The sequence below is a fragment of the Streptomyces sp. NPDC048506 genome (assembly GCF_040651315.1).
Classification (GTDB): Bacteria; Actinomycetota; Actinomycetes; order Streptomycetales; family Streptomycetaceae; genus Streptomyces.
In genome coordinates, this window is sequence record NZ_JBEZIX010000019.1 from 1 (window position 1) to 14,663 (window position 14,663).

Genomic DNA, 14,663 nt, shown 5'->3' on the forward strand with positions numbered 1-14,663 from the left:
AAACGCCCGGTTACATTCCGAACCCGGAAGCTAAGCCTTTCAGCGCCGATGGTACTGCAGGGGGGACCCTGTGGGAGAGTAGGACGCCGCCGAACTAATCTTCAGCTCCGGTCTCTGAACCTCTGGTTCAGAGACCGGAGCTTTTTTGTTCTGATTTTCGGGTGGTGGGTGTAACGCGACGTTCACCTCATCTGACCAGGATCCGCTTCATGGCGACAGTGGGAACGCTCAAGTCGGCCGGTGTGCGTGCCGGTGATGAGGTCGTGGTGCCGGCGTATGGCAGTGCCGAAGTGGCGCGGGCCGTGGTGGAGTTGGGCGCGGTGCCGGTGTTCGCCGATGTGGAGGGTGACAGCTACTGCCTGGACCCGGCCGCCGTCTCGGACGTGGTGACGAGTCAGACCGCTGCGGTCGTCGCGGTGCACCGTTTCGGGCGGCGTGCGGATGCCGGTTGGATCCGGGACGTGGGGCAGCGGCATGGGCTCCTGGTACTGGTGGAGGACGAGCCCGGGGCGGATCTGGTGGGGGCGGAGCTGCGGCGGGCGCATGCGGCGTACCTGGACGGCAGGCTCACCGGGGTCTGGACGCCGCAGCCGGCGGCGGGGCACACGTACGAGCAGTATGTGGTGCGGGTGCCGGGGAACGGGCGGCCGGACCGGGACGCGTTCGCGCGGGCTTTGCGGGCCAAGGGAGTTGCGTGCAAGGTGCCGGTGCTGGCGCCGACCTACCGGATGCCGGGGCTGCGGCGGGACGTGTTTCTGCCGGAGACCGAGCGGGCGGTGGACGAGACGCTGGCGCTGCCGGTGCATGCCGGAATGTCGCGGCGGGAGTTGCAGAAGATGGTCAGTGCGTGCAATGCGCTGGGTGGATTGCTGCAGCCGGCTTTTTGACCGAGGGCGGTGCCGGTTCGTGATCGGCGGGGAGTTGGGGTAATATTCTTTCTGTTGCTGCGCCCCAATAGCTCAGTCGGCAGAGCGTCTCCATGGTAAGGAGAAGGTCTACGGTTCGATTCCGTATTGGGGCTCCGGAGAGCGAAGGCCCTCGCCATATGGCGAGGGCCTTCGTCGTATGTGGATGTGGTGTTCCGTCAGTTCTGCGGGGCGGTGATGTAGGCCAGTCCGTGGGCGCCGGAGATATCGGTGCGGTCGACTTCCAGTGTGGTGACGGGGCGCAGGGTGATGAGGTCGACCACGGTCACGGTGCTGGAGAGGTTCCCGGAGACATAGGCGAATCGGGCGTCGGGTGACGAGGTGATGGTGAGCGGGAACTCGCCGACCTGCACCTGGCCGATCGGGGTGAGGGTCTCGGGCGCGAAGACCGTGAGGACGCCCGGGAGCTGGGCGCCGAGCGTCCCGTGAACGGCGGTGTCCGGGCGCAGCTCGCCGGCGAGGAGCATGCCGGTGGCGGTGGCGTGGACGGGCATGGTGAGGCCCTCGGTGGGGAGGGTGCGGACGGTCTCGTGGGTGGCGGTGTCGATGACGCGGACGCCCGGGGGTGCGGTGGACGGCGTACCGAAGTCGACCTTGGGGGCCGCGACATAGAGGTGGCGGCCGTCGGGGGAGACGGTGAGGCCCTCGCTGCCGGGGACCGGGATGCGGTCGGTGCAGACGGCTCGGCCGAGGTCGAGGACGGAGATGAACGCGGCCTCCTTGTTGGTGGTGTAGCCGTGTCGTCCGTCGGGGGTGAGGGCTAACCAGTGGGGCCCGGGAGCCATGGTGGGGATGCGGCCGAGTCGGGCGTGGGTGCGGGTGTCGATGATGAGGACGCCGCCGGGCTCGGTGTCGGTGGCCTCGACACTGACGTACAGGCGGCCGCGTTCACGGTCGAGGGCCAGGCCGTGCGGAGCGTGGTCGGGGCTGGTGTCGAGCGTGGTGACGATGCTGCGGGTGTCGACGTCGATGACGGTGATCTCGTGGGAGCGGCCGGTGTTGGCTCGGTAGTAGCCGGAGCGGTAGGTGCTGGCGCAGTACAGCAGCCGGTGGTCCGGGTCGTAGCACAGTTCGTGGGGCTGCGGCGGGACGCGGAGAACGTCGAGGCGCTCGTGGGTGGCGGCGTCGAAGAAGGTGACGGTGGGGCCGGTCTGGCTGACGACGGCGAGCAGGTCGCCGGGCGTGCCCGTGGTGGTGGAAGTCATGCTCCGCATCCTGTGCGGCCGTTGGCGAGGACTCCAATGCAAGGTGGGCAGGGGTGCCGTGCGCCGAACGCAAGGGTGCTGATGGTGGCGGGGGAGCGGCCGACGAGCTGTGAGGCGGCCCACAGGGTCCGGTGCGGCCGCTGCCCCCGGGTGGTCAGCCGAGCTGGGGCTCGGGGACGCGCATGGCGAGGATGGCCATGTCGTCCGAGGCCGGTTCCGCGGCGAAGCGTTCCACGGCGCGCAGCACGCGGGCGGCGACGGCGCCGGCCGTCAGGCCCGTGCACGTCGTCAGGACGTCGGTGAGGCCGTCGTCGCCGAGCATGCGGGTGCCCTCGCGGCGTTCGGTGACGCCGTCGGTGACGCAGAGCAGGACGTCGCCGGGGTCGAGGGTGACGGTCTGTTCGTAGAGTTCCAGGTCGTCCATGACGCCGAGGAGCGGCTGGGGTTCGGCGGCCGGTTCGACTGTGCCGTCCTGGCGGAGCCGGAGTGGCAGGGGGTGGCCGGCGCAGACGACCTTGAGGATCGAGCTGCCGTCGTCCTGCGGCCACAGTTCGCCGTAGAGGAGCGTCAGGAAGCGGCTGCGGGCGCCCTCGTCGAGGATGGCGGCGTTGAGCCGTTCGAGGACGGCGGGGCCGCCGAAGCCCTCGCGGGCGAGCAGGCGGAGGGCGTGCCGGGCGAGGCCGGTGACGGCTGCGGCTTCCGGGCCGGTGCCGCAGACGTCCCCGATGGCGAAGCCGTAGGCGCCGTCGCGGATCGGGAAGAGGTCGTAGAAGTCGCCGCCGACTTCGTTGCCCTCGCCGGCCGCGCGGTAGATGACCTCGACCTCGACACCGGCGATGTCCGGCAGCGGCTCCGGGGGCAGCAGGCTGCGCTGGAGGGACTGGCTGATGGCCGTGCGCTCGGAGTAGAGGCGGGCGTTGTCCAGGGCGAGGGCGGCGCGTCGGGAGAGGTCCTCGGCGAGTTCGAGGATCTCCTGGCGGAAGTGCTCCTCGGTGGGTTTGCCGAGGGTGAGCATGCCGATGACGCGGTTGCGGGCGACGAGCGGGAGGACGACGGTCTCGCCGCCGACGGCCGAGGCGGTGGCGAGGGTGGCTCCGGGACCGGTGGACGGCCGGGCGGCGTTGCCCAGGCCCAGGCTGCGCATGGACGTGCGCAGGGCGGCGTCGTGGGCGGCGTCGGCGGGGGCGGTCCAGACGCGGGCGCCGGGGGTGGGCACCGGCTCGGGCGGGTCGACCTTCATCAGGAGGGTCTTGAGGCCGTCGATGCGGTCCTCGTCCTCGTGCAGGACGTAGGAGAGTTCGGGCTCGGAGGTCTGGTCGGCGACGGTGTAGACGGCGCACCACGTCGCGAGCGTGGGGACGGTCATCTGCGCCATCAGGGCCAGCGTCTGGTCGCGGTCGAGGGTGCCGGCCAGCAGGTCGGAGGCCTCGACGAGGAAGGAGAGGGAGCCGCGGCGGAGCTTCTCCAGTTCGGTCAGGCGGGCGCGTTCGACAGCGAGCGCGATCCGGTCCGCGGCGAACTGGAGGCGCAGCGCCTCCTCGTTGGTGTAGCGGCCGGGGCCCTCCGCGGCGACGCCGAGGGAGCCGGTGAGGCGTCCCTCGACCTTCAGCGGGACGGTGACGACCGAGCGCATGCCCGTTCCGCCGAGCAGCGGGACGGCGCCCGGGACGGCCGTGAGGTCCTCGTGGACTGCGGGCATCCGGGCGGAGCCGTAGCGGCCCGATCCGGCCTCGACCGGGACGCGGGCGAAGCGCTGGCGGGCGGAGGGCAGGCCGGTGGAGGCGCGGACCTCCAGCTCGGTCTCGTCGTCGGTGGCCAGCAGCAGGTAGGCGGCGTCGCCGTCGAGCATGTCGCGGGCGCGTTCGACGGTGCGCTGGAGCAGGCCGTCGAGGTCGTCGGGGGCCGGGGAGCCGATGAAGACCTCGAACGGGTCGGAGGGGTGAACCGTTGACCGAGCAGCCTGTGCGGCGGCGTCCGGTGCGGGGGTGCGCTGGGGGCTCTGGAGGATCGCGCGCTCGTGGTCGCGCACCAGGAGGCAGACCGTGGAGGCTTCGCCGTCGGCGTCGCGGACGCGCAGGTGGGAGGCGTACACGGGGACGACCCGGCCGTCGGCTCCCCTTATGCCGTAGGAGCCCTCCCAGCGGGAGAGCTGGAGCGCCTCGGCGATGCCGGTGCCGGTGCCGGGGGTGTGCGGCCAGGCGGCGAAGTCGGTGAGCGGCTTGCCGTTGACCTGCTCGGGGTCGTAGCCGAAGAGGTCCTGGGAGTCGTCGTTCCAGAAGCTGATGCAGCCGCCGCGGTCGATCTGGATCACCGAGACGCGGACGCGGGTGTCGGTGACCGGGAGGGCGTCGACGGGGAGGGCGGGGCCGGCGGAGCGGGTGCCGGCGGGGCGCTCGGGGAGGTCGAGCTGGAACCAGACGTGTTTCTGCGCTGCGGTGTACTCGACGCCCCAGCGGGTGGCCAGCGCGCCGCAGAGCAGGAGTCCGCGGCCGCCCTCACGGTCCGGATGGGCCATCGCCTGGCCGGCGTGTTGGAGCGGAATCTCACGTTCGGGGTAACGGTCGGCGACGGAGATCCGTACCCCGCCGTCGCTGCGCAGGCACAGTACGTCGGCGGCGGTGCCGGCGTGGACCACGGCGTTGGTGACCAGCTCACTGGTCAGGACGACGGCGTCGTCGACGATGTCTGCGCAGCCCCAGCCCTGGAGGGTGTCGCGGACGAACGCACGGGCGGTGGCGACCGAGCGCCCCACCGGCTCGAATGTTGCGGCGGCCCGCGCGGTGATCACTGTTCTCCTCGATCGTGTGTCGGTGATCTGCTCCCCCATGGTCGCGGCGCCCCTCCGAATACCTGTCGTGCTCGCAACCACCCGCCCGAGCGCATGGCCGGGCGGGCGGACAGCCGTATGCCAGGTTACTTACCTTCGCCGCGCCCGAGGATGCCGGTCACGTGTGTTTCCGCCCCAATCGTGCCGTGGGACGGTGTGCGATGCTGCCGAACTGTTATGGCCTGGTTGGGCCATGGTGAAACACTGGGCAAGTATCAAGAGAAAGCCCGGGTAGAACGGTCGACCCTGCGGGAGGGACACGGTGGAGTCTGGCGCAGCGGCGCGGGGCGCAAGTACGCGCGCGAAAGGCGGACGATCCCGGAACAATGGGACGATCGAGGTGGATGCGGCTGCGCTCAATCGGCTGTTGGTCGCTCTGGTCGCCATGCGGGACGGGAACTTTCGCAAGCGCCTCACGGTATCCGGCGACGGCGTCATGTCGGAGATCGCGGCGGTCTTCAACGAGGTCGCCGATCGCAATCTGCACCTGACCGGCGAGCTGGCGCGGGTGCGCCGGGTCGTCGGGCGTGAGGGAAAACTCACGGAGCGTCTGGAGGTCGGTGCCGCCGAAGGCTCCTGGGCCGCGGCGATCGACGCCTCGAACGCCCTGGTCGACGACCTCGTACGGCCGGTGTCCGAGGTGGGACGGGTGCTGTCGGCGGTGTCCGAGGGCGACCTGGAACAGCGGATGGACCTGCGGTCGCGCAGTTCGGACAGCTCGTCGGAGCATCCGCTGCGCGGTGAGTTCCTCAAGGTCGGCCGGACGGTCAACGGGCTGGTCGACCAGCTCTCCGCGTTCACCGACGAGGTGACCCGGGTGGCCAGCGAGGTCGGTACCGAGGGCAAGCTCGGCGGTCAGGCGCGAGTGCGCGGGATGTCCGGTTCGTGGAAGGACCTGACGGAGTCCGTCAACACCATGGCCTCCCGGCTGACGGCACAGGTGCGTGACATCGCCCTCGTCACCACGGCGGTCGCCAAGGGCGATCTGTCGCGCAAGGTGACGGTGCACGTCGCCGGCGAGATGCTGGAGCTGAAGAACACCGTCAACACGATGGTCGACCAGCTCTCCTCCTTCGCCTCCGAGGTGACCCGGGTCGCCCGTGAGGTCGGTACCGAGGGCGAGCTCGGTGGCCAGGCACAGGTCCCCGGCGTGGCCGGCGTGTGGAAGGACCTGACGGATTCCGTCAACCTGATGGCCGGCAACCTCACCGCTCAGGTGCGCGGGATCGCCCAGGTCACCACGGCGGTCGCGAACGGCGACCTGTCGCAGAAGGTCACGGTCAGCGCGCGCGGCGAGGTCGCCCAGCTCGCCGACACCATCAACACCATGACCGAGACGCTGCGCACCTTCGCGGACGAGGTGACGCGGGTGGCCAACGAGGTCGGGGCCGAGGGGCAGCTCGGTGGCCAGGCACAGGTGCCGGGCGCGGCAGGTACGTGGAAGGACCTCACGGACTCCGTCAACAACGCCTTCCGCAACCTGACCGGTCAGGTGCGGGACATCGCGCAGGTGACCACCGCGGTCGCCAATGGTGACCTGTCGCAGAAGGTCACCGTCGATGTGGCCGGCGAGATGCTGGAGTTGAAGAACACCGTCAACACGATGGTGGACCAGCTCTCCGCGTTCGGTGCCGAAGTGACGCGGGTGGCGCGGGAGATCGGCGTCGAGGGTGAGCTGGGCGGACAGGCGGCGGTGCCCGGGGCCGCGGGGACGTGGAAGGACCTCACGGACTCCGTCAACACCGCGTTCCGCAACCTCACTGGCCAGGTGCGCAACATCGCGCAGGTGACCACCGCGGTCGCGAACGGCGACCTGTCGCAGAAGGTCACCGTCGACGTCTCCGGCGAGATGCTCCAGCTGAAGAACACCGTGAACACCATGGTGGACCAGCTGTCCTCGTTCGCCGACCAGGTCACGCGGATGGCCAGGGACGTGGGCACCGAGGGCCGGCTGGGCGGTCAGGCCCGGGTGGACGGCGTCAGCGGTACGTGGAAGGAACTGACCGACTCCGTCAACTTCATGGCGGGGAACCTGACCTCGCAGGTGCGGCAGATCGCCCAGGTGACGACGGCGGTCGCGCGCGGCGACCTGTCGCAGAAGATCGACGTGGACGCGCGCGGCGAGATCCTGGAGCTGAAGAACACCATCAACACGATGGTCGACCAGCTCTCGGCGTTCGCCGAGCAGGTCACCCGGGTCGCCCGCGAGGTCGGTACGGACGGCCGGCTGGGCGGTCAGGCCCAGGTGCCCGGCGTCGCGGGCGTCTGGCGGGACCTCACCGACTCGGTGAACGGCATGGCCGGCAACCTGACGGCCCAGGTCCGCAACATCGCGCAGGTCGCCACGGCGGTGGCGCGCGGCGACCTGTCGCAGAAGATCGACGTGGACGCCCGGGGCGAGATCCTGGAGCTGAAGAACACCCTGAACACGATGGTCGACCAGCTCTCGTCGTTCGCGGAGCAGGTCACCCGGGTCGCCCGCGAGGTAGGTACCGAGGGCATCCTGGGCGGCCAGGCCGAGGTGCAGGGCGTCAGCGGTACGTGGAAGGACCTCACCCAGTCCGTCAACTTCATGGCGAACAACCTGACGTCGCAGGTGCGGAACATCGGCGAGGTGACGACGGCGGTCGCCCGCGGTGACCTCTCCAAGAAGATCACCGTCGACGCCAAGGGCGAGATCCTCGAACTCGTCACGACCGTGAACACCATGGTCGACCAGCTCTCGCTGTTCGCCGAGCAGGTGACGCGGGTCGCCCGTGAGGTGGGCACCGAGGGTCAACTGGGCGGCCAGGCAAGGGTTCCGGGCGTCACCGGCATCTGGAAGGACCTCAGCGACAACGTCAACCTGATGGCCAACAACCTGACCATCCAGGTGCGGAACATCTCCCAGGTCTCGGCGGCAGTTGCCAACGGCGACCTCACCAAGAAGGTGACGGTCGAGGCGCGCGGCGAGGTCGCGCAGCTCGCCGACACGGTCAACACGATGGTCACGACGCTGTCGTCGTTCGCCGACGAGGTCACGCGCGTGGCCCGCGAGGTGGGCACCGACGGCATTCTGGGCGGTCAGGCCCGCGTCCCCGGCGTCGCCGGTACGTGGAAGGACCTCACCGAGTCCGTGAACTCGATGGCCAACAACCTCACCGGCCAGGTCCGCAACATCGCGATGGTCACCACCGCCATCGCCAAGGGCGATCTGACGAAGAAGATCGACATCGATGCGCGCGGGGAGATCCTGGCGCTGAAGACCACCATCAACACCATGGTCGACCAGCTGTCGTCCTTCGCCGAAGAGGTCACCCGGGTGGCCCGTGAGGTGGGTACGGAAGGCCAGCTGGGCGGTCAGGCGCAGGTGCGGGGCGTGGCCGGCACCTGGCGGGACCTGACCGAGTCGGTGAACGAGATGGCCGGCAACCTGACCCGTCAGGTGCGCGCCATCGCCGCGGTCGCCGCGGCGGTGACCCTCGGCGACCACAACGTGCGGATCGATGTGGACGCGGCCGGCGAGATCCTGGAACTCCAGGACAACGTCAACACGATGATCTCCACGCTCCGGGAGACCACCCTCGCCAACGAGGAACAGGACTGGCTCAAGGGCAACTTGGCCCGGATCTCCGGTCTGATGCAGGGCCGGCGCGACCTCAAGGACGTCGCCACGCTCATCATGAGCGAGCTGTCGCCCGCGGTCTCGGCCCAGCACGGCGCGTTCTTCCTCGCGGCGCAGCCGGACAGCAAGGAGATCGGCGCGGACGGCGGCGAGCCGGGCGCCTACGAGCTGCGGCTGATGGGCTCGTACGGCTACTCCATGGGCGGGATGCCGACGACCTTCAAGCCGGGTGAGACGCTGATCGGCACGGCCGCGGAGGAGGGCCGCACGATCCTCGTGGAGAACGTCCCCTCCGGCTACCTCAAGATCGCGTCCGGGCTGGGCGAGGCTCCGCCGGCGAACGTCATCGTGCTGCCGGTGCTCTTCGAGGACAAGGTGCTCGGCGTGATCGAGCTGGCGTCCTTCCAGCCGTTCACCCAGATCCAGAAGGACTTCCTCAGCCAGATCGCCGAGATGATCGCGACCAGCGTCAACACCATCTCGGTCAACACCAAGACCGAGGTGCTGCTCGAGCAGTCGCAGGAGCTGACCGAGCAACTGCGGGAGCGGTCGGCCGAGTTGGAGAGCCGGCAGCGGGCGCTGGAGCTGTCCAACACGGAGCTGGAGGAGAAGGCCGAGCAGCTGCGGGCGCAGAACCGCGACATCGAGGTGAAGAACACCGAGATCGAGGAGGCGCGGCAGGTCCTGGAGGAGCGTGCCGAGCAGCTCGCGGTCTCCATGCGCTACAAGTCGGAGTTCCTGGCGAACATGTCGCACGAGCTGCGTACGCCGCTGAACTCCCTGCTGATTCTGGCCAAGTTGCTGGCCGACAACGCGGAGGGGAACCTCTCCCCGAAGCAGGTCGAGTTCGCCGAGACGATCCACGGTGCCGGCAGCGACCTGTTGCAGCTGATCAACGACATCCTCGACCTGTCGAAGGTCGAGGCCGGCAAGATGGACGTCAGCCCGACGCGGATCGCGCTGGTCCAGCTCGTCGACTACGTGGAGGCCACGTTCCGGCCGCTGACCGCGGAGAAGGGACTGGACTTCTCCGTACGGGTCTCCCCGGAGCTGCCCGCCACCTTGCACACCGACGAGCAGCGGCTGCTACAGGTGCTGCGCAACCTGCTGTCCAACGCGGTGAAGTTCACCGACACCGGCGCCGTCGAACTGGTCATCCGGCCGGCCGGCGCGGACGTGCCGGTGGCGATCCGCGAGCAGTTGCTGGAGCACGGCTCGCTGCGTGACCCGGACGCCGAGATGATCGCCTTCTCGGTGACCGACACCGGCATCGGCATCGCGTCCAGCAAGATGCGGGTCATCTTCGAGGCATTCAAGCAGGCCGACGGCACCACCAGCCGCAAGTACGGCGGTACCGGCCTGGGCCTGTCCATCAGCCGGGAGATCGCCCGGCTGCTGGGTGGTGAGATCCATGCCCAGAGCGAGCCCAACCGCGGCTCCACGTTCACGCTGTACCTGCCGCACAACCCGGGCGGGCTGCCGCCGCAGGGCTATCCGCAGCTGGTGGCCGGCGGACTGGCGATGGACGCGGAGGCGCGCGAGACCGAGGACGGGTGGCAGGAGAGCGAGCCGCCGCAGGGCCGCGAGACGAGCGGGGGCAGCCTGAGTCGGCGCCGTCGCCGCGCGGTCTCGGGCTCTCAGCGCCGCCTGGCGCTGCCCGGCCAGCAGCCGTCCGCGCCGCTCCAGCCGGCGCCCCAGGCGCCGCCGCAGCCGGCTGCCCAGCAGCCCGTGGAGGAGCACTGGATGGGCAACGGACAGGACCTGGTGGATCCGGGCTTCGACGGTGGCTTCCACGGCGAGAAGGTGCTGATCGTCGACGACGACATCCGCAACGTCTTCGCGCTCACCAGCGTCCTGGAGCAGAACGGCCTCTCGGTGCTGTACGCGGAGAACGGCCGGGAGGGCATCGAGGTCCTGGAACAGCACGACGACATCGTCCTGGTGCTGATGGACATCATGATGCCGGAGATGGACGGGTACGCGACCACGGCCGCGATCCGTCGGATGCCGCAGTTCGCCGGGCTGCCGATCATCGCGCTGACCGCGAAGGCGATGAAGGGCGACCGGGAGAAGAGCATCGACTCCGGCGCCTCCGACTACGTGACCAAGCCGGTGGATACCGATCATCTGTTGTCGGTCATGGACCAATGGATGCGTGCGGAGTGACGGGGCGTCCAGTATGGGAGTCGAAAGAGGATCATCGCGTGCTGACTGAGTGTGGCCGCGGACGTGTGGAAGCCCCGGATCCGGGGAACCTTCTCGTCTCTGTCTGCGTTTCTGCTACGTGCACAGTGACATCGCGGTGACAGGGTGTGGCGACAGGCGGGGTGCAGCTACCATGACCGGCACAAGGACGGGCGGCATGACGGAGTCGTCCCCTGGGGCGGCGTCCGGTTCCATGCCGGGGCGAGGAGGACGGGCCATGGTGCAGAAGGCCAAGATCCTCCTGGTCGATGACCGGCCGGAGAATCTGCTGGCGCTGGAGGCAATCCTCTCCGCGCTCGATCAGACACTGGTGCGGGCATCGTCCGGGGAGGAAGCGCTCAAAGCACTGCTCACGGACGATTTCGCGGTGATTCTGCTCGATGTGCAGATGCCGGGCATGGACGGTTTCGAGACCGCCGCGCACATCAAGCGGCGTGAACGCACCCGTGACATCCCGATCATCTTCCTCACGGCCATCAACCACGGCCCGCACCACACCTTCCGCGGCTATGCGGCCGGCGCGGTGGACTACATCTCCAAGCCGTTCGACCCGTGGGTGCTGCGGGCGAAGGTGTCGGTCTTCGTCGAGCTGTACATGAAGAACTGCCAACTGCGCGAGCAGGCCTCCCTGCTGAGGCTGCAACTGGAGGGCGGCCGGCCGAGCGCCGACGAGGCCAAGGAGTCCGCGGGGCTGCTCGCCGAGCTCTCCGCCCGGCTGGCCGCGGTCGAGGAGCAGGCCGAGGCGCTCTCCAAACAGCTGGACGAGACGGCGGACGCCGCGGCGGTGGCCACCGCCGCGCATCTGGAGCGCAAACTGACCGGTCTGCGCCGGGCCCTGGACGCCCTGGAGCCGGGGGCGGGACGCGCCGCGGGCTGACCGCGGTGCGGCCACCGGTCGACTGACGCCCTTTCATGACCCGGGCGCGACACGGATGGGTGAAGCGGCGTGCGCTCGTGCCGTGCCCGTGTTCGCCTGTAATCTCGTCGCCATGGCCTCACGTACGTCCGGCAAGGGAACCCAGAGCGCATCGGGACCCTCGAAGCAGCGCGCCGGACGGTCCGGGGGCGCGGCCAAGAAGACCGCCGCGAAGAAGGCTCCCGCGAAGCCGCCGGCGAAGAAGACAGCGGCGAAGAAGGCCCCGGCGAAGCGGGCGCCCGCCAAGAAGGCCGCGCCGAAGCCGGCGCCGTCACCGACCGGCGGTGTCTACCGCCTCGCCCGCGCCTGCTGGCTGGGCCTTGCGCACGCCATCGGGGCGCTGTTCCGCGGTATGGGCCGCGGTGCCAAGAACCTCGACCCGGCGCACCGCAAGGACGGGCTGGCGCTCGGGCTGCTCGGCCTGGCGCTGGTGATCGCGGCCGGCACCTGGTCCAATCTCAGCGGCCCGGTCGGAGACCTCGTCGAGCTGCTGGTGACCGGCGCGTTCGGCCGGCTCGACCTGGTCGTGCCGATACTGCTGGGCGGCATTGCGCTGCGCCTCATCCGGCACCCGGAGAAGCCGGAGGCCAACGGACGGATCGTCATCGGGCTCTCGGCGCTGGTCATCGGCGTCCTCGGGCAGGTGGCGATGGCCTGTGGATCACCGGGCCGCAACGACGGGCTTCCCGCCATACAGGACGCCGGCGGATACCTCGGATGGGTCGCCTCCAAACCGCTGATCTTCACCGTCGGCCAGACGCTGGCGGTGGCGCTGCTCGCCCTGCTGACGCTCTTCGGGCTGCTGGTGGTCACCGCGACGCCGGTGAACGCGATCCCGCAGCGGCTGCGGGCGCTCGGCGTCCGGCTCGGCGTGATCCATCCCTCGGAGTCCGAGGCGGACTACGACGAGGCCGAGGAGTACGACGAGTACGCCGACGACTGGCGCGAGCAGCCGGCCCGCAGGTCCCGCCGCAGCGCCGCACCGGCGCCCGCCGCGAACGACCCGGACGCCATAGAGGAGGCGGCGTTGGCGAAGCGGCGCCGCCCGCGCCGGGCGTCCGCACAGCCCGCCGCGGACCGGCCGATGGACGCGGTGGACGTCGCGGCCGCGGCCGCCGCGGCGCTGGACGGCGCGGTGCTGCACGGTGTCCAGCCCTCACCGCTCGTCGCCGGCCTCAGCAGCAGCGTCTCCGGGGAGCGCCGGGACCGCGACCACGAGGACAGCGTGGCACCGGCCGGCACGGTCCCGCCGGCCCGAGGGGCCGAGCCCGAGCCGCCGGTCGCCGCGCCCACCCCGTCCGTACCCGACTTCACCAAGGCTCCGCCGGAGCCGTCCGGCGATCTGCCGCCGCGCGCCGAGCAACTACAGCTCTCCGGTGACATCACCTATGCGCTGCCGTCGCTGGACCTGCTCTCCCGGGGCGGCCCCGGCAAGTCCCGCAGCGCCGCGAACGACGCCATAGTGACCGCGTTGACCACGGTCTTCCAGGAGTTCAAGGTCGACGCCGCGGTCACCGGCTTCACCCGTGGCCCGACGGTCACCCGCTACGAGGTCGAGCTCGGCCCGGCCGTGAAGGTCGAGAAGATCACCGCGCTGGCCAAGAACATCGCCTACGCCGTGGCCAGCCCCGACGTCCGCATCATCAGCCCGATCCCGGGCAAGTCCGCGGTCGGCATCGAGATCCCGAACACCGACCGCGAGATGGTCAACGTCGGTGATGTGCTGCGCCTCGCGGACGCCGCCGAGGACGACCACCCGATGCTGGTCGCGCTCGGCAAGGACGTCGAGGGCGGCTATGTGATGGCGAACCTCGCCAAGATGCCGCACGTCCTCGTCGCCGGTGCCACCGGCTCCGGCAAGTCGTCCTGCATCAACTGCCTGATCACCTCGATCATGATGCGGGCCACGCCCGAGGACGTTCGCATGGTCCTGGTCGACCCCAAGCGGGTGGAGCTGACCGCCTACGAGGGCATCCCGCATCTGATCACGCCGATCATCACCAACCCCAAGCGGGCGGCGGAGGCGCTCCAGTGGGTCGTGCGCGAGATGGACCTGCGCTACGACGACCTGGCGGCGTTCGGCTACCGCCACATCGACGACTTCAACCAGGCCGTGCGCGACGGCAAGCTCACCACGCCCGAGGGCAGCGAGCGCGAGTTGCAGCCGTACCCGTACCTGCTGGTGATCGTCGACGAGCTGGCGGACCTGATGATGGTCGCGCCGCGCGATGTGGAGGACGCGATCGTCCGCATCACCCAGCTCGCGCGGGCGGCCGGCATCCACCTGGTGCTTGCCACCCAGCGCCCCTCCGTCGATGTCGTGACGGGTCTGATCAAGGCCAATGTGCCGTCGCGGCTCGCGTTCGCCACCTCCTCGCTCGCCGACAGCCGGGTCATCCTCGACCAACCGGGTGCCGAGAAGCTGATCGGCAAGGGCGACGGGCTGTTCCTGCCGATGGGTGCGAACAAGCCGGTCCGTATGCAGGGTGCGTTCGTGACCGAGGCCGAGGTCGCGGCCGTCGTCCAGCACTGCAAGGACCAGATGACGCCGGTGTTCCGCGACGACGTCACCGTGGGCAGCAAGCAGAAGAAGGAGATCGACGAGGACATCGGCGATGACCTCGATCTGCTCTGCCAGGCCGCTGAGCTGGTGGTTTCCACCCAGTTCGGGTCGACGTCGATGCTCCAGCGCAAGCTGCGGGTGGGCTTCGCCAAGGCGGGGCGGCTGATGGACCTGATGGAGTCGCGGAACATCGTCGGGCCGAGCGAGGGTTCCAAGGCCCGTGACGTTCTGGTGAAGCCGGATGAATTGGACGGAGTGCTTGCGGTGATCCGGGGGGAGGCTACCGAGTAGCACACACATCCGGGTCACCTCTCCGACGGTGTGGGGAGAGGTCGGCGGGCGGCACACGTCTTCGGATCAACCCCTCTGCCGTGGCGAGCACGTCTCGACGGGCAGGATGGGGGAGAGGCCGGTGGG

6 protein-coding genes, 1 tRNA gene and 1 rRNA gene are annotated in these 14,663 nt (G+C 69.8%); 6 read left to right on the forward strand and 2 right to left on the reverse strand.

Translation table 11 applies throughout. From position 1 onward, the window contains the following. From rrf to AB0C96_RS17370, 3 genes are all read left to right on the forward strand, one after another. Positions 1 to 95 (forward strand): 5S ribosomal RNA (rrf, locus tag AB0C96_RS17360); the annotation flags it as partial. Positions 96 to 209: 114 nt separating this feature from the next. Then, positions 210 to 887 carry a DegT/DnrJ/EryC1/StrS family aminotransferase gene (locus AB0C96_RS17365; protein ID WP_362918275.1) on the forward strand — a complete coding sequence of 226 codons (678 nt, stop codon included), beginning with the start codon at positions 210 to 212 and terminating at the stop codon, positions 885 to 887. A 61-nt stretch (positions 888 to 948) separates the two neighbouring features. Continuing rightward, positions 949 to 1,021: transfer RNA gene (locus AB0C96_RS17370), tRNA-Thr, on the forward strand. A gap of 63 nt (positions 1,022 to 1,084) precedes the next feature. On the opposite strand, the gene AB0C96_RS17375 is transcribed toward AB0C96_RS17370, so the two are convergent. Both AB0C96_RS17375 and AB0C96_RS17380 read right to left on the reverse strand, forming a co-directional pair. Continuing rightward, positions 1,085 to 2,131: a YncE family protein gene (locus AB0C96_RS17375; protein WP_362918277.1), complete on the reverse strand. Its 1,047-nt coding sequence runs from the start codon at positions 2,129 to 2,131 to the stop codon at positions 1,085 to 1,087. A gap of 154 nt (positions 2,132 to 2,285) precedes the next feature. Further along, on the reverse strand, positions 2,286 to 4,919 hold the full coding sequence (locus AB0C96_RS17380; RefSeq protein ID WP_362918482.1) for a SpoIIE family protein phosphatase: 2,634 nt from the start codon (positions 4,917 to 4,919) through the stop codon (positions 2,286 to 2,288). A 301-nt stretch (positions 4,920 to 5,220) separates the two neighbouring features. On the opposite strand from AB0C96_RS17380, the gene AB0C96_RS17385 reads away from it, so the two are divergent. From AB0C96_RS17385 to AB0C96_RS17395, 3 genes are all read left to right on the forward strand, one after another. After that, positions 5,221 to 10,728: a HAMP domain-containing protein gene (locus AB0C96_RS17385; RefSeq protein WP_362918279.1), complete on the forward strand. Its 5,508-nt coding sequence runs from the start codon at positions 5,221 to 5,223 to the stop codon at positions 10,726 to 10,728. A 256-nt stretch (positions 10,729 to 10,984) separates the two neighbouring features. Then, on the forward strand, positions 10,985 to 11,644 hold the full coding sequence (locus AB0C96_RS17390; RefSeq protein WP_362918280.1) for a response regulator: 660 nt from the start codon (positions 10,985 to 10,987) through the stop codon (positions 11,642 to 11,644). A 112-nt stretch (positions 11,645 to 11,756) separates the two neighbouring features. After that, a complete protein-coding gene (locus AB0C96_RS17395; RefSeq protein WP_362918281.1) occupies positions 11,757 to 14,537 on the forward strand; it encodes a DNA translocase FtsK in 2,781 nt (926 codons plus the stop codon). Positions 14,538 to 14,663 lie beyond the last annotated feature (126 nt).